The following is a 14,519-nucleotide window of genomic DNA, read 5'->3' on the forward strand; positions in this document are numbered from 1 at the left end:
GAGCTTATGAAACTTGCAATACCCCACTTAGTTAGTGCATTAATACTGATGTTCGCTGCGGTTTTTATCTCCTCAGCCAAAGCTGAAAAGGAAATCATCGCCCAAGCGCAGGACTTTGGGTGTTTGACCGATATGACCCCTGTAAGAGGCTTCTTTGTAGATAATTTGTTAGGTGATGTTGAGGCTACCGTGGCCGTAGCTAATTCAGAAAATGGCGGCGAATACCCTGTGGGTTCTGTCGTGCAACTTATCCCCACAGAAGTCATGGTAAAACGTGAGGCTGGCTTTAATAAAGTAACTAAGGATTGGGAATTTTTGGAGCTAGAAGTCAATCAACAGGGCTCTAAAATTAAAGTTCGCGGGGCCTTTGAAGTCGTCAATCAGTTCGGTGGAAACTGTTTTGCCTGCCATATCAAAGCAGAAGCCAAATGGGATATGCTGTGTGAGCAAAACCATGGTTGCGATCCTATAATACTGCCAAATGGCATCACCGTTTCTCAAGACATGATCAAAGCGATGCAGAAACAAGATCCACGCTGCAACGTGCCACAAGTCGTAACCAAAAGAACGTTCGAGTGACCCAATCTTAGCCCTAAAGCATATCGTAGGGACTGGGGTAGGCGAGACTCATCGCCAAATCATCTAAACTGAGTTGGCTGTGTATCTGTTTGCCTTGGGCTGTAGAGGTTGGAATGGAAAATTCCGGTAAGGGGATGCCAAACTTTCTAGCCGCTGCACAATAATAATCAGCTCTGGAAGGATGGTCTAAAGCGCTAAGATGGTATGTTTGCGCGCAAGCTTGCTTATTCGCTACAGCTACAATTGCTTGAATTACATCATGGCGATGGATCAAGTTGACCACTTGTTGACCGTTTTCAATCTGCTTGCGGCCAGACATGAATTTGGCAGGATGGCGATCCTCTGCAACTAAACCTGATAGGCGCAATATAGTTCCTTGCGCGGCAAATACATGCTGAATGTATTGTTCTATTTTAACGTGAGCTTTTGCACTTTCTGTTTCGGGGGCAGTGTCGCTGTGCTCATAAACAACACGACTGTCGTTACCATACACCGCAGTAGTGGATATAAATAATAACCTTTGGGTACCTGAGGATTTGGCTAAATTTATCAAATCACACATGTTTTGTATGAAGCTATCAGCTTGGAATGACTTACGACCAGGTGGGATATTTAACACTAATAGGCCACAATTAAATAGGCGTTTCGAATCACTGGAGTTCGGGGTTGTACCCAGATTAAACTGGATTGCCGCTAAACCTTTATTTGTGAGGTCAGCAGCGTCTTGAGCTAAACGTTTGGTTACCACCACATTGTGATTGAGTTGACTAAAGGTTTCGGCAAGTGGTTGTCCCAGCCAACCACCGCCAATAATAGAAATTTTCAATATTAAACTCTCATCATATGGGTGCGATATTACATTCTTTTGGCACCATCATGCATTGATATAACATCTAGACCAGACAGTTCAGCTACCGATTTTTGCAAGTTGTTTTCAGCAAAATCGATATCAGCTAATTGCAGGCATAGGGCGTCAGCTCTTTTTTCTAATACCGCAGCTTGCGCTTCCACTTTTTGTTCAATGTCATCGGCAAAAGTTTCCATGCGCTGTTCGAAGTCTCCTGAATCGTCATCGCTAAACAGCATCTGAGTGCCCAGTGCTATCATTAAATGACCAATTGACGAGGTGACTACTTCTTCTACCGCATCAGAAAACTCTTCTTCCCATTGAGGGCCAAATATTTCGCCATCGGAAAAGCGCGTAGAATCTAACTGGATGCTACCATCAGCCGCATAAAAGTTATATTTGATCTTTTGGCTAATCTCATCAAGTTTCAAATTGATATCATCAATCGCTCTCGAGTCAGCACCAAGCAGGCCACCAAACACTTCTGTAACCGCAGTACTTGCAATAGCTACACCTTCTATGGCGATACTAGCTACTTCTGGGACCGCACGGTAAACACCCTGATAGTAATTCGACATCCACTCATACTGCTGACTAGTCAATTCAACAGATTTACCATTTACATATAATTGCTCTCCACCTTGGATGGCAATTACATCATTGTCGTCAGTAGTGATGGTCAGTACTTCGTTGACTAACGATACATTTCCTTCGATGTTAACATTACATTCATTGGCGAGGGCTAGGCTAGAACAAAGTACTAAACTGGTCGCTATCAAGGTCTTTTTCATGCTCACTTTCCTTATTCGTTATAAAGTCACTGAATATTTTTAGCTAAATACTCGGTATGAAATAGAGTAGAGCAACACTTGGGCCAATTTTATAAATTATAATAAAAACAACAATCTAGGTTAAATCTATAATAAACCTTGTGGATGTTAAAGCGCTTTATTAAGGGTTGGAACTAAAATATGGTCAATTTAACCATCACAGTGCTGCTATAATCTGTGCCGGTTTGATTTAGATCATTCCACAAAGTTTAGTTTTTGGTGCATAATATAGCCATTGAAATTTGTTTGTTTGGAGAGAGCATGTTTGACGCCGTGTTATTTGGAATGACTGTACTTGCATTTGTCGTGGGTATGAGCTGTATTATCATGGGATTTATCCCATCACCTGCAAATGGGTTGAAAGAGAAAATAGAATATGGTTATTTCGGTGTGTCGGGGTTAGCCGTGGCGTTTTTATTCGCCCTAGCTCTAATGTGGCACTGAGGCATAAGGCTAAATAAATAGCCCAGCTTGCAATCGACCCCTTGATGTTGAATACAACTCAAGGGGTTTTTTATTTGTCACTCACTCTTTGGTAGGCCCGCAAATTAAATACTGTCAGCATAGCTAAGCAGTGATCAAAAATATCGGCTTGAATGCCTTCATAGTTAACCCAATTTTTATCTGCGCAAAAACAATATAATTCCAAGGGTAAACCAATTTCAGTGGGGGGCAATTGTCTGACCATAATAGTCATATCTTGGTTAATACTCGGATGATTGTGCAAATAGGCAGACATATAAGCTCTAAAAGTGCCTATATTGGTGAGACGGCGGCTATTCAACAAGTCTTGTTCATCGATTTGTTGCTGGCTATTGTATGCCTGTACCTCAGCTATTTTAGAGTCTATATAGTTGCTGATATAACGGATTTTCTTATACTGGGCGAGTGTTTCTTGGTCACAAAAGCGAATCGAACCAATATCGATTAACACCGAACGTTTGATTCTTCGCCCCCCAGATTCAGTCATTCCACGCCAGTTTTTCACCGAATCGCTTATTAAAGTATAGGTAGGCACGGTCGAGATGGTTTTATCCCAATTTTGCACTTTAACGGTGGTCAAGCCAACCTGCAAAACTTCACCATCGGCACCATATTTAGGCAACTCAATCCAGTCTCCTGTATTCACCATACGATTGGCAGCGATTTGAATACCGGCCACAAAACCTAAAATGGTGTCACGGAATATTAATAATAAGATGGCAGTTACTGCACCCAACCCAGATATCAATAAGAAAGGCGATTTGTTCAATAAACTTGAGATGACAATTAATGTGGCAACAATTACTAAAATTAATTTAGCGACTTGGATAAAGCCCGTTATAGGCGCTCTTTTGGCCAACTCCGAAGCGTTATACACATCTTCAACGGTATTAAAAAGGGCACTGCCTGCCCACACCATAGAAACAACAATATAGATTAGCATCGACTTTTGAATGATGGAGAACAACAAGTCTGTTTCGGACAATAACAGAGGGCATAAAATATAGACAATGACAGCAGTTAAAGTGTGCCCACAGCGCCTAAAGAATCCATGTTTTTGCAGTTCATCGTCCCAATTGTTACGACTGGTTTTTACTAGTTTTCCGATACGGCTCTTCACCACTATTCGGGCTAACTTAAAACTGCTGTAGGCGATAATAAATAGCAGCAGTAAGGAGCTCAATTGATACAGCCAGCTATGCTCTGTGACGCCTTTATCTATATGGCTGAGTTGTGCTAATAACCAATTCTGCACTTGTATTCGTTCCAACATTATTTATTACCCACTAATTGTGCGATTAATTTGTCCTTTTGCAGCCAGACGTCGTTCAACCATAGCTGAAAATTGGTTTTAAACGTCTCATCGTTAAAGTAGTCACCCACCACTTGCTCAGATACCGGCAAAACATCAACATGTACAATCACTTTAGTTAACTTGCCACTGAGCATGTCCATCATGGGGTGCTTAGTGTTGTCTGGATACAAGATAGTGACATTCAAGATATTGGTAAACAGCTCTCCCATAGCAGCCAGTGTGAAGGCCACGCCTCCTGCACGAGGAGGCAGCAGATATCGGTATGGACTGGCCTTTTTCTGATGCTTTTCTGCTGTGTAGCGACTTCCTTCGACAAAATTAATCACCGTGGTTGGGGTGCGCTGAAATTTGCGACAAGATTTACGGGTGGTCTCGATATCTTTGCCCTTTAAATGCGGATTTTTTTCAACATATTCACGGCTGTAGCGCCGCATGAATGGCATATCTAGTGCCCATGCCCCTAGGCCCACAAAAGGTAGCCAAATCAACTCTTTTTTGAGGAAGAACTTCGGCGCTGGGATGCGTTTGGCGGCGAAGTCGATCAATAAGATGATATCCAAATAACTTAGATGATTGGCCATCATCAGATACCAATGATTCTTATTTAATTGACTATCGATCTCGCATTGCCAATCGACCTTATTGGTCAGGCGAATCATCTTCACACTCACCACCCCAAAAGCAAACATCAAAAAATGCATTACCGGGGTGAGGGCAGCGGCTACAAGTCCAAAGGGTAACAAAAGCTTGATTAACCCTAATAGAGTAATTAACAAGGCGCAGCATGCCAAATTGATTATCTGAAAAATGAAATGAATAGGAAATAATATAAAAGCCGGTATCACGCTCAACATCTTAGTTTAATTACCTGCAGACATGGATTTAAGGGTTTGGTCTTTCTCAGCCCATAATTGGTTTAACCAACGTTGAAATTTAGCCCGCTGTTCAGGATTATCAAAGTAATCCATAGCAAAGGCATCACTGTTCATGAGGTCTTCTATTGATAGCACTCTAACGCTTACGTGAATATCCTTGACTTTGCCACAAACAAAATCCCAAAAAGTTGGAATACCTCCGGGGTAATAAATGGTCACATCCAACAATTTGTGTAGTTGGTTACCCATGGCACTAAGTACAAACGCCATGCCGCCGGCTTTGGGCTTTAACAAATGGGTAAATGGACTATTTTGGCGGGCTAATTTCTGTGGTGTGAGGCGTGTCCCTTCCACAAAGTTCATAATACTCACTGGCTTATGCTGAAACTTTTGACAAGCTTTGCGAGTACTTTCCATGTCTTTGCCTTTAAGATGAGGATGTTTGGCTAAGAATGTTTTGCTATAGCGGCGCATAAATGGAAAGTCGAGAGCCCACCAGGCGATGCCTAAAAATGGCACCCATATTAATTCTTTCTTCAAAAAGAATTTTAAAAATGGGATCTTACGGTTGAAGATTCGTTGTAAAACCAAAATATCAACCCAGGATTGATGATTTGAAACCACCAAATACCAATCTTTGCGCGTAAGTGATTCTAAGCCTTCTACCTTCCAGTTGGTGTTTCCTGTCGAACGTTGAATAAGGTAATTTACCGTTATCCAAGAGGTTGCACATCCATCCAACGGGTAGCTGACCATAGTTTGCCAAGCTTTGATTGGAATAAGTTTCAAAAATGAAAAGATAACAATGGGAATAACCCAAAAGACAGTATTCACGAAATAAACAATGACCGATACAGTACCAATCAAATTTTGAAGTAGTGCGCCCAAACTAACCCCCTCCCCAAGTAGAATTGGGCGCTAGTGTAAACTATTTTGACGACCTATTTGTAGTGCTAAATATTTTCTCACTGCGCATATGCTGAGGATCATGCACACCAACTGCGGTTTTGGGAAAAATGATTGCCTAAAAATGCCATTTGGTCAGATAAGATCCGCCGATTCATTAAATAGAATCGCTCGTAAACATTGGGAACAAAGGGAATTGCAATTAACGTCATACCGGCTTCTTCGGGTGTACGTGCCGCTTTGTGGCAATTACATCTACTACAGGCCGTGGCTGTGTTTGTCCAGATATCTTTGCCGCCGCGAGAGCGAGGCATAATATGGTCTCTGGTCAGTTGGGATGGTTTGAACTTCTGCCCGCAGTACATGCATAGATAATTGTCACGACGGAACAAGTAGCGATTGCACAAGGATATCTCGCCTCCCATAGCTGTGACTTTTCCCTCGCAAGCGATGATAGAGCTTAGCTCAAGTACACTTTGCACCCCTTGATTGTTCCAACCGCCGTGTAGAATTTTTTTACTTTCACCTAGCTCAAAAAGTACTCGTCCTTGGGCGTAATGCTTAGCGGCATCTTCTGGTGTTATCCAGGCTTGTGGCATACCTGACTTGTTGAGACGTAATACGAACATAAGTTTCCCCAATAATCCCAGTATAAAGTGTTATTGTTGTTATAATTTCGTTTGTTTACGGATTAATTACTACACTGCCACTGTGACAGGTTTTGTACAAAACGCCTAATTTTTAAGCGCTTCAATCCTTTTTTCCCATTCGTGCATATAAACAACAAACAACTCAGCAGCTAAAAGGACAAAACTATTCAACTTTTACTCCCCAGCAAAGATGACCTGTACTTTCTCCCATTGGGTGGAACGGGGGAAATCGGTATGAACATGAATTTGTTTGGTCATAATGGCCAGTGGCTAATGGTGGACTGCGGGGTAACCTTTGACGAACCCCTGGATCCTAAAGATGCCGCATCTGGGGGCCGTCGTTTTGATGTGGTGAGCGCTGATCCCACTTTTATCACCCAACAACCGGAAAATCTGGTTGGAATAGTTATTACTCATGCTCACGAAGATCATATAGGGGCGCTGCCTTATCTGTGGTCACGACTGAAGTGTCCGGTGTATACCACGCCTTATACCGCCGAAATATTACGCCGAAAGTTATCTCGCGACGGCAAGCAGCCGAACATTCCCATTATCGAAGTTGCCAACAATGGCATGGCCGACATTGGTCACTTTAATATCAAGTGGATGTCGATTACCCACTCATTACCAGAGCCCCATGCTTTACTAATTCGAACCGAAGCGGGCACCATATTCCATACTGCAGACTGGAAAATAGACAGTGCACCTGTCACCGAACAACCCTTTAATCAGCGAGAATTTAAACAGTTAGGAGAACAAAATATACTGGCGATGGTTTGCGATTCGACCAATGCGTTACGGGCCGGGCATTCTGTCTCTGAAAGTGCTTGTTATTCGGGACTCAAGCAATTGATTTCTCATGCTCAAGGTCGGGTGGTTGTGGGTTGTTTTAGCAGCAATATCGCTCGCCTAATCACATTAGCAAAAATCGCAGCAGAGACGGGACGGTATCTTGCGTTACTAGGTCGCTCATTATTGAATACCGTTGGTGCAGCTAAGGCCACCGGTCATTGGCCGGAAGATTTAATCATTATCGATGCTCATCATGCTGGCTACTTGTTACCCGAAGAGGTGTTGGCGGTGGCCACTGGGAGTCAGGGCGAACCCAGAGCAGCTTTGGCAAACCTAGCCCGAGACAGCTATCGAGATTTGTCCTTGGATAAGGGGGACTTAGTTATATTTAGTTCGATAATTATTCCGGGCAATGAAAAGCCAATCGAAAATTTAGTCAAAGCATTAAACGCCAGACAAATTGATACCGTGATGTCAGAACAAACTCAGCTAACGATCCATGCGTCTGGTCATCCTTGCCAAGAAGAATTAAAACAGATGTATCAATGGGTGTGTCCGCAGGTTGCGGTGCCAACTCACGGTGAAGACGCGCATATGCTAAGTAATGCACAAATTGCTAAATCAGCCCAAGTCCCACGCACATTAACCGGTAAAAATGGCGATTTATTCATGTTGGCACCCAATATTGGGATACGTAAAAGTGCGGTTAAAACCGGCAGGATCCCGCTGAATCATTAGTCACCGGGCAATTCATCACTAAGGGTTAACATTTTGAGAGTGCCAACCCTGTTGACTAACCCTATGAACTATACGGAGATGGGGCGTTGTGGCCAGATGCAGATAGTCGATCTGACTGGGCTCAATCACCAATAAACAAAAGTGCGGACTCACTTGCTCAAGGTTTTGGGTAGCGGGTATTGATCCATGGGTTTGGTATTCATCATTCAGCCCTATCGTCGTTCTAGGCTTAGGCCACCAATATGACTGTTGGGCGCTTGGTGATAATGTTAGCCACTGTTTGTCGCGTAGAGCACTAAAAGGGTGGCTCTGGGCATACTGAGCGTCTACGACCACTACCTTTGCGGATAATCGATATTGTTCTCGCGTTTTAGCGAAATACCAACATAAGGCCGCATTAGAGTTACGTCTCAGCTGGCTTATTTTGCCACTGCGCACATCGGTGTGCACCATTAAACCATGCGAATTGGGCACAAAGCCACGGAAGACAACGGTTCGAACCTCTGGCAAACCTTGGCAGCTCACAGTCGTAAACTGCAAATACGTAGATTCACGCAGGTGCTCATTCGAATCTAATGAATGGTGCAAATGGCTGCGCCATATAGGTCGTTCAAGAGTCGGCATAGTCTATGTCTCAATGGCTAATAGATGGCAGTTCTCAATATTGTACGATAAATGTGCTCAATAAGAGTCTTTTCAAAATCTTTGAGGCAGTTATTAGCGCACAATTGCTTAATGATTTAACGGCAAAGGTTTGGTGAACTTTACCGGTACAGATTGATAATTCCCATTGCGCTTAGCGATGTAAACCGCAAAATGTAAATGTGGCATGGATGAAAATCCGCTGTTGCCTGAATAGCCGATTAGTTGGCCCGCTATAACTTTGTCGCCTACTTTCACTACCACGCCATTTTGACGCAAGTGGTAGTACTCACCTGTGGTTTCATCGCTGTGTAATAGGGTAACAAAATTGGCAAACCGTGAAAATCGACGTTCTGGGCCACCTTTGGAATGATGTTCAGTCAAATCAATCACTAGGCCACCCCTAGCAGCATGCACGGGCGTGCCTACTGGCATATCAAAATCTAAGGCATACTTTGATGGGCCGAAATGACTCCAACTGCCAGAGTATCCCTGAATAACAGGATAATTACTGTGGGCAGCGAAAGGCTGTAAATACAGCTGTTGGTCATCGTGTTTGGCGTACATGTTTCCTGGGGTCCAGTTGAATTCAAGGTCTCGGTAGGAAAATGCTTTTGTCACATCTTGGGGGTATAGCCACAAAATCTGTTGTTTCTCGAATCCCTGTAACACCCGAGTTAGTTGGTAAGCGTTTTGCTGAGCCGTTGCTGAGCGTAAATTGCTGGTGGCCAAGGATAAAGTAGAGGTAATTACAAAAGGCTGTTTATTTTCTAAGAAAACCTCAACGTGCTGGCCATTTTCCTCAACTGAAAAACATGCCCATTGCTGGATGCAGTATCCATATGCGCTGCCATTTAACATCCATAAAAGTACAAAAATGATTGCCGATTTTATTTTTACTGTTAGATTTAACAAATACTTAAACATGCCTGTCCAATTACCAATGGAATAAATTTGGTCGAGGAGCAACTCTGTTAGTAGCCCCTCAATTCGTTGGTTTTACTTCACTGCCTAGTTAAATATCAACCGATTGCACTTTGCATAAAAAACGCAGGGCAGTAAGTGTCTCGGAATAAAATTGTTCTGCATGTGAACCCGTTAAGATTGCCCATGTCTTAATGCTTACGTTTCAATCTAGCCAAAGGAGCAATAAATGAGCAAAGATGAATTATTAGCCTTGAAAATAGCTTTTAGCTACATGCCTCAGGCCATCGAAGTCAATAAATATGAGTATGGTGAGAACTATCAAAATATATTGGATCACATCGAGATAGTGCGTGGCGTTCTGTTGGAAAATGATGTGGATCCTGATGAAGTAGCTGGTGAAATTAACCCAGACTCTAGTCCTAATTCGTTCTACTAGTTTTGCCATGCTGTGGCGGTTGTCAAAAATGGAAGAGTTATATTTGAGACCTAAATTATGACAGGTTTTCGCCCCGTCCTAGCTTGCTTAGTGGCCTTATTACTAATGATAGTGGCGCAGTATTCAGGGTTGGATTTTTGGCTGTCAAGCAAATATTACCAGCTCAGCCAAGGTTGGATGTGGCAGCAATCCTGGTTGTTAGAGACAGTTATCCATCGCGGTGGGCGCATTTTGGTGGGAATGAGTTTGCTGGCTATGCTAGTTGCTTGTATTTGGTTGAATCTACGCACAGGTATTAGAGCCCAAACTCGGCTGGCTTCCTCCTACCTATGTGTGGCTTTTATCATGTCTTTGCTCAGTGTGGCTGTGCTCAAACATAGCACGACTCTTCCGTGCCCGTGGGATGTGAAAGATCTAGGTGGTAGCATGGAATTTGTTTATTTCGAGCAAATGTTTTCATCTCAGTTACCTGTAGGCAATTGCTTCCCTTCCGGTCACGCTTCGGGCGGCTTTGCATTTTTTAGTGTGTTTTTCGCCATGTCATTGTATCGCCATTCCTCAAGCATAAGCGGTGCACCGCTAGCATCGAGAGTGTGGCTGGCACCTGGTTTACTGTTAGGTGTTACATATGGTTTCGCTCAGCAGCTGCGCGGCGCTCACTTTCTATCTCATGATATTGCCAGCGCGCTGGTGTCTTGGAGCGTATGCTACTTGTGCTACAGGTTATTTAAACGGCTCAGTCTTCGTCAGCAAGTATAAAAAGCGGTGGTGCAGTCGATGGGCGCACATCTGATTCAATTTCTAATGCAGATAAAATGGCATAGGAAATAGCATCGTGTGAGTTGGGTATATCCTTTAGTTCACGGGATTTCGCCAAATCTATATCCGAAGACTCGCCAACCCAAGCTATGACAGGCACTTTAAGCTGAGAATCGGGTGCTAACATATAGGGTAATCCATGCAAATAAATGTTGTTTTCACCTAAAGATTCTCCGTGGTCGCTGACATACAGCATGGACGTTTCGTACCTTGGCGTATTCTTCTTTAAAAATCCAATGACTTTAGACAAGAAATGGTCGGTATATAGAATTGTATTATCATAGGCGTTGACGATCTCTTCATCACTACACTGACTGAGCTCGTTGGTTTGACAGGCGGGTTTGAAAACTTCAAATTGTCTGGGATAACGTTTGTAATAGGCGGGGCCATGGCTACCCATCTGATGTAAAACAATTAAAATATCGTGCTCTTGCAGATCGATATATTCTTGCAATCCAGCAAGCATCCCTTCATCGCGGCACTCTGTATCACATACGGGATTGACCTCAGGGTCTCGATAACTCTCGTATGGTACGCGATCCGCTACGCCTTTTGAGTCAGAATTATTATCTCGCCACAGCACGCTAATGTCCGCTTTGGCTAAGATATCTAATACATTTTCAGTATTGCTTGCATCATCAATATCAAACTCATCCCTTGGTAACATAGAAAACATACAGGGCACCGAAACGGCAGTAGACGTGCCGCAAGCGGTTATCTGGGAATAGTTTATCAAGCGTGACTCTTTGGCAAGATTGGGATTGGTTTGACGCCCGTAGCCATTTAGCGAAAAGTGATCTGCTCGGGCCGTTTCACCAACCACCACAATGACTAATTCTCTATGTAAATCTGTTAGCGGAATAGATGACCTTGAGGTCATTTTTAAATATACGCTTTGCGCTGTCGATTTCATATGTTGCGAAGTGATTTTTACTGCAGAATACACAGGATGTAGTGGGTTAGTATAAAACCGCAGTGACTTGTGTTCGCGAATAAAGCTGGCGTATTGATCACTAAACAAGAATACACTGGCTACTACAATGCCTATTAAGACCAATCCAGCGGCCAAATTGAATTTAAGGGTGCTGAAGAAAGTTTGCTTACGAATGGACGACATAGCAATTAGTACTGATGGTAAAACGCCGAATAAGGAAACTTGTAGAATAAAAGTCCAAGAGATTAAATCAAATGCCTCCGCCGAGTCTGTTTCTAACATACTACGCAGCATATCGGAGCCAATGATAATGCCGAATTGATCAGTAAAATACCCAGATAACGCTGAAATAATCAATAAGGTAGCGATGGCAATTTTGGTGGGCAAGATTATATCTAGCAGCAATGCTAATAAACCAATTATTGAAAACAACACCAGAAATAGTGAAATAAGAAAACCGCTGTGCAGATCCCACGCATAGACTTCAGTGGTTTTGGCAAAGAAAGTCAGATTGCCGGTAATGGATATAAATAGTGCAGTTATAAACAATAGTAATTGTGCTGAGAGCTTGGGTAAATAACGATTTAACATAGCGATGGACTCTACTTCAATTCGATTTTAATGAGTTCGTTGTCGGTCATATTTGGGCTTATATCAGCCAACAGAAAAGGGCTTCACCCCATACTAAGGCGAGTAAACTCAATGCAATAAATACTGCGGATGAACCTAAGTCTTTAGCACGCCCGATCAAAACATTGTGTTCCAAAGTCACACTGTCAGATAATGCTTCGAGGGCAGAGTTGACTATTTCAGCGAATAGCATGAACAGGATGCTTGCAATTAACATCAGCCAGTGCATTCTCGATTGGGCAAGTATAAAGCTCAGCGGAGTCAGCAGCAGAGCAAGGGTACATTCTTGTCTAAATGCTGATTCATGGATCCAAGCCGCCCTGAATCCTTTTATAGAACAGGTGGTGGCTTTTAAAACCCGCTTAAAACCTTGACCGTTGGGTTTATTGACTACTGTATGCATATTGGTATCCATGCTAAAAAAGATAGAAAGTGAAAAGATTAAAATTGATATTAGTCATCTAAAAGGACTGCTTAATTTGCAGACGCCATTCCCAAGAGTCGACATTAATTGAAGTCGAAAATGGCTTTACGATATCCATATGAATAACACTTTTGTGACTAGAACGATTGGAGTATAGTCTAGCGCCGAGGCCCATACTGGCTAATGTAGAATTAGTTTCGTTGAAATCAGTTTGTGAACCAGACCAAGCCTTACCTACATCAACAAAGGTTGCAAAACCAACATCTAGTATTTTGTATATATTGTAATCAGTGTACAAACGGGCTTCAATAGAGCCTGATACGCTGTTATCACCATGTTGATATTGCAAGGGATAGCCCCGTACCCCATTTTCGTCACCTAGGGTAACAGGATCGTCAAGATACTGATTTTTAGAGGCTGTGCCTGATAGCCTAGAATAGAAACCGAGTAAATCCGAATAGCGATAAAAATACTCTGCTTTGGCTGAGGTTATCAAGCGATCAGGCTGAGATGTATTGAAGTCGCTGTTAGCTGACAGGGCTAGCAATAGCAGTCCGTCATTAATATTAAAGCCCTTGGATGCATTCACTTCAAGGTGATAACCAAGGCTGGCACCAGGCGCCAGATCATTTAGCTCCACCCCGAGTTTGGACTCAAAATGCCAGCCTAAATTGATGTCTTCGGCTTGTTTGATTAAGTAGATCTCGGACATGACCTTGTAGTCCCGTTGAAGGTACTCAATTCCTATCCATGGGTATTGATAGTGTCGATCTTGTGGCAGCAATAGGGAATCGTTGATAGCGTCTAGATCTGTAGCTAAGAATTTTGACTGATCTTCCACTACGCCCATTTTTAGCCTAGTGGTTCTATTGGCATATTCATTTAGTTGCCACCCCATAGCCGCCTCGTAGCGATGGTTCTGCAAATCAAACCGATTACGAGTTTGGCCGGCCTGGTATATGTCCTGAGTTTTATCATCATGTAAATAGGAGCCAAAAAACATGTTTTTAGCGTGCAGGTCGTAAAATGGTTTGTCGAAAACAAGGTGGCTAAGTTGCCCGTCATCATTGTCCATTAAATCTACAAAAATAGTAGAGTGGGGGGCAAAGGGCATGGGCGATTTTAATGTAAACTGATAACCACTGCGCTGCACATCACTACTATATCTTACTCTAGCTCTTATACCCGTACCTAACACATTGTCTTCTTTGATGCCTAAAGAGAACTTGTTTTCTCCTCCTTTACGCCCAAAGCTGACCGTTGGAATCAATGACCAATTATCCCATGTTGTCACCTCAACATCGGTAGGGTCATCAAAGTTACATTGCGGGCTAAACGATACTTTGGCATCTCGAATATAAGGCTGGTTGCGAATGATTCTCTCGGCTTCCAATAAATCATCGTGATCTATTGTATCTCCAGCTTGAAAGGGTAGGCGCTCTTCAACAACAGCTTGCTGAGTATTAACATGCAGCCAGTTGGCAAAATAATGTATGGCCATAGTGTCTTTTTCCGATTCATCAAAAATCGGATTAGTGACAATTTTTAATTGACCCACTTTTCGTTTGGTATTGTTAGCAGCCGATTGACTGATATCACTATTAGGTACTTCACAATCACTCTGCGCAGTGCTGTGAAAAGGTAGCAGTGCGCAAAAAGTGATGAAAACAGAATAAGTAATGCTATTCATGG

Annotated in this window: 16 protein-coding genes; 5 read left to right on the forward strand and 11 right to left on the reverse strand. The window is 42.8% G+C overall.

The annotated features are described in order from the left end of the window. Window positions 1-6: 6 nt before the first annotated feature. On the forward strand, window positions 7-579 hold the full coding sequence (locus tag QR722_RS02310) for a hypothetical protein (RefSeq protein ID WP_286285142.1): 573 nt from the start codon (window positions 7-9) through the stop codon (window positions 577-579). A 13-nt stretch (window positions 580-592) separates the two neighbouring features. Here the strand turns inward: QR722_RS02310 and QR722_RS02315 are convergent, their stop codons facing one another. Both QR722_RS02315 and QR722_RS02320 read right to left on the reverse strand, forming a co-directional pair. Continuing rightward, on the reverse strand, window positions 593-1,405 hold the full coding sequence (locus tag QR722_RS02315) for an NAD-dependent epimerase/dehydratase family protein (protein ID WP_286285143.1): 813 nt from the start codon (window positions 1,403-1,405) through the stop codon (window positions 593-595). A 29-nt stretch (window positions 1,406-1,434) separates the two neighbouring features. Continuing rightward, window positions 1,435-2,217, reverse strand: a complete 783-nt coding sequence (locus QR722_RS02320) for a YggN family protein (protein ID WP_286285144.1) — start codon at window positions 2,215-2,217, stop codon at window positions 1,435-1,437. A gap of 300 nt (window positions 2,218-2,517) precedes the next feature. Between QR722_RS02320 and QR722_RS02325 the strand changes: the two genes are divergently transcribed. Then, window positions 2,518-2,700: a hypothetical protein gene (locus tag QR722_RS02325; RefSeq protein WP_286285145.1), complete on the forward strand. Its 183-nt coding sequence runs from the start codon at window positions 2,518-2,520 to the stop codon at window positions 2,698-2,700. Between the two features lie 70 nt (window positions 2,701-2,770). Here QR722_RS02325 and QR722_RS02330 read toward each other — a convergent pair whose 3' ends face one another. The 4 genes from QR722_RS02330 to QR722_RS02345 all read right to left on the reverse strand — a co-directional run bounded on the left by QR722_RS02330 (window position 2,771) and on the right by QR722_RS02345 (window position 6,464). Beyond that, window positions 2,771-4,012, reverse strand: a complete 1,242-nt coding sequence (locus QR722_RS02330; protein ID WP_286285146.1) for a mechanosensitive ion channel family protein — start codon at window positions 4,010-4,012, stop codon at window positions 2,771-2,773. Next, complete coding sequence (gene yihG, locus QR722_RS02335; RefSeq protein ID WP_286285147.1) at window positions 4,012-4,908, reverse strand: 1-acylglycerol-3-phosphate O-acyltransferase, YihG family; 897 nt, start codon at window positions 4,906-4,908, stop codon at window positions 4,012-4,014. Before yihG (QR722_RS02335) ends, QR722_RS02330 begins: the two co-directional genes overlap by 1 nt. A 6-nt stretch (window positions 4,909-4,914) precedes the next feature. Further along, on the reverse strand, window positions 4,915-5,817 hold the full coding sequence (yihG, locus tag QR722_RS02340; RefSeq protein ID WP_286285148.1) for a 1-acylglycerol-3-phosphate O-acyltransferase, YihG family: 903 nt from the start codon (window positions 5,815-5,817) through the stop codon (window positions 4,915-4,917). A gap of 98 nt (window positions 5,818-5,915) precedes the next feature. After that, the gene (locus QR722_RS02345) at window positions 5,916-6,464 is read right to left on the reverse strand and encodes an HNH endonuclease (RefSeq protein ID WP_286285149.1); all 549 of its coding nucleotides are present in this window, start codon (window positions 6,462-6,464) and stop codon (window positions 5,916-5,918) included. Window positions 6,465-6,725: 261 nt separating this feature from the next. On the opposite strand from QR722_RS02345, the gene QR722_RS02350 reads away from it, so the two are divergent. Further along, the gene (locus QR722_RS02350) at window positions 6,726-8,015 is read left to right on the forward strand and encodes a ribonuclease J (protein ID WP_286287530.1); all 1,290 of its coding nucleotides are present in this window, start codon (window positions 6,726-6,728) and stop codon (window positions 8,013-8,015) included. 18 nt (window positions 8,016-8,033) lie between these two features. On the opposite strand, the gene QR722_RS02355 is transcribed toward QR722_RS02350, so the two are convergent. Together QR722_RS02355 and QR722_RS02360 are read right to left on the reverse strand one after the other, a co-directional pair. Next, on the reverse strand, window positions 8,034-8,639 hold the full coding sequence (locus QR722_RS02355; RefSeq protein ID WP_286285150.1) for a pyridoxamine 5'-phosphate oxidase family protein: 606 nt from the start codon (window positions 8,637-8,639) through the stop codon (window positions 8,034-8,036). Between the two features lie 108 nt (window positions 8,640-8,747). Continuing rightward, entirely contained in the window at window positions 8,748-9,584 is an 837-nt protein-coding gene (locus tag QR722_RS02360; RefSeq protein WP_286285151.1) for a M23 family metallopeptidase, read from the reverse strand. A 226-nt stretch (window positions 9,585-9,810) separates the two neighbouring features. Between QR722_RS02360 and QR722_RS02365 the strand changes: the two genes are divergently transcribed. Together QR722_RS02365 and QR722_RS02370 are read left to right on the forward strand one after the other, a co-directional pair. Next, entirely contained in the window at window positions 9,811-10,020 is a 210-nt protein-coding gene (locus QR722_RS02365; RefSeq protein ID WP_286285152.1) for a penicillin-binding protein, read from the forward strand. Between the two features lie 57 nt (window positions 10,021-10,077). After that, complete coding sequence (locus tag QR722_RS02370; protein WP_286285153.1) at window positions 10,078-10,779, forward strand: phosphatase PAP2 family protein; 702 nt, start codon at window positions 10,078-10,080, stop codon at window positions 10,777-10,779. On the opposite strand, the gene QR722_RS02375 is transcribed toward QR722_RS02370, so the two are convergent. Genes QR722_RS02375 through QR722_RS02385 form a run of 3 tightly spaced genes read right to left on the reverse strand, consistent with a single transcriptional unit; the run spans window position 10,757 to window position 14,517 of the window. After that, complete coding sequence (locus QR722_RS02375) at window positions 10,757-12,364, reverse strand: phosphoethanolamine transferase (protein ID WP_286285154.1); 1,608 nt, start codon at window positions 12,362-12,364, stop codon at window positions 10,757-10,759. The genes QR722_RS02370 and QR722_RS02375 overlap by 23 nt on opposite strands. Before the next feature lie 58 nt (window positions 12,365-12,422). Further along, window positions 12,423-12,806, reverse strand: a complete 384-nt coding sequence (locus tag QR722_RS02380; protein ID WP_286285155.1) for a diacylglycerol kinase — start codon at window positions 12,804-12,806, stop codon at window positions 12,423-12,425. 58 nt (window positions 12,807-12,864) lie between these two features. Further along, the gene (locus QR722_RS02385) at window positions 12,865-14,517 is read right to left on the reverse strand and encodes a ShlB/FhaC/HecB family hemolysin secretion/activation protein (protein ID WP_286285156.1); all 1,653 of its coding nucleotides are present in this window, start codon (window positions 14,515-14,517) and stop codon (window positions 12,865-12,867) included. Window positions 14,518-14,519: the final 2 nt, after the last annotated feature.

The organism is Aliiglaciecola sp. LCG003, assembly GCF_030316135.1.
In the GTDB taxonomy this organism is placed as follows: Bacteria; Pseudomonadota; Gammaproteobacteria; order Enterobacterales; family Alteromonadaceae; genus Aliiglaciecola.

Bases quoted from the DNA above. Each gene is read 5' to 3' on its own strand.
- QR722_RS02310 (WP_286285142.1), top strand. From the start codon at position 7: ATGAAACTTGCAATACCCCACTTAGTTAGTGCATTAATACTGATGTTC.
- QR722_RS02320 (WP_286285144.1), bottom strand. From the start codon at position 2,217: ATGAAAAAGACCTTGATAGCGACCAGTTTAGTACTTTGTTCTAGCCTA.
- QR722_RS02325 (WP_286285145.1), top strand. From the start codon at position 2,518: ATGTTTGACGCCGTGTTATTTGGAATGACTGTACTTGCATTTGTCGTG.
- QR722_RS02330 (WP_286285146.1), bottom strand. From the start codon at position 4,012: ATGTTGGAACGAATACAAGTGCAGAATTGGTTATTAGCACAACTCAGC.
- yihG (WP_286285147.1), bottom strand. From the start codon at position 4,908: ATGTTGAGCGTGATACCGGCTTTTATATTATTTCCTATTCATTTCATT.
- QR722_RS02345 (WP_286285149.1), bottom strand. From the start codon at position 6,464: ATGTTCGTATTACGTCTCAACAAGTCAGGTATGCCACAAGCCTGGATA.
- QR722_RS02350 (WP_286287530.1), top strand. From the start codon at position 6,726: ATGAATTTGTTTGGTCATAATGGCCAGTGGCTAATGGTGGACTGCGGG.
- QR722_RS02355 (WP_286285150.1), bottom strand. From the start codon at position 8,639: ATGCCGACTCTTGAACGACCTATATGGCGCAGCCATTTGCACCATTCA.
- QR722_RS02360 (WP_286285151.1), bottom strand. From the start codon at position 9,584: ATGTTTAAGTATTTGTTAAATCTAACAGTAAAAATAAAATCGGCAATC.
- QR722_RS02365 (WP_286285152.1), top strand. From the start codon at position 9,811: ATGAGCAAAGATGAATTATTAGCCTTGAAAATAGCTTTTAGCTACATG.
- QR722_RS02370 (WP_286285153.1), top strand. From the start codon at position 10,078: ATGACAGGTTTTCGCCCCGTCCTAGCTTGCTTAGTGGCCTTATTACTA.
- QR722_RS02375 (WP_286285154.1), bottom strand. From the start codon at position 12,364: ATGTTAAATCGTTATTTACCCAAGCTCTCAGCACAATTACTATTGTTT.
- QR722_RS02380 (WP_286285155.1), bottom strand. From the start codon at position 12,806: ATGCATACAGTAGTCAATAAACCCAACGGTCAAGGTTTTAAGCGGGTT.
- QR722_RS02385 (WP_286285156.1), bottom strand. From the start codon at position 14,517: ATGAATAGCATTACTTATTCTGTTTTCATCACTTTTTGCGCACTGCTA.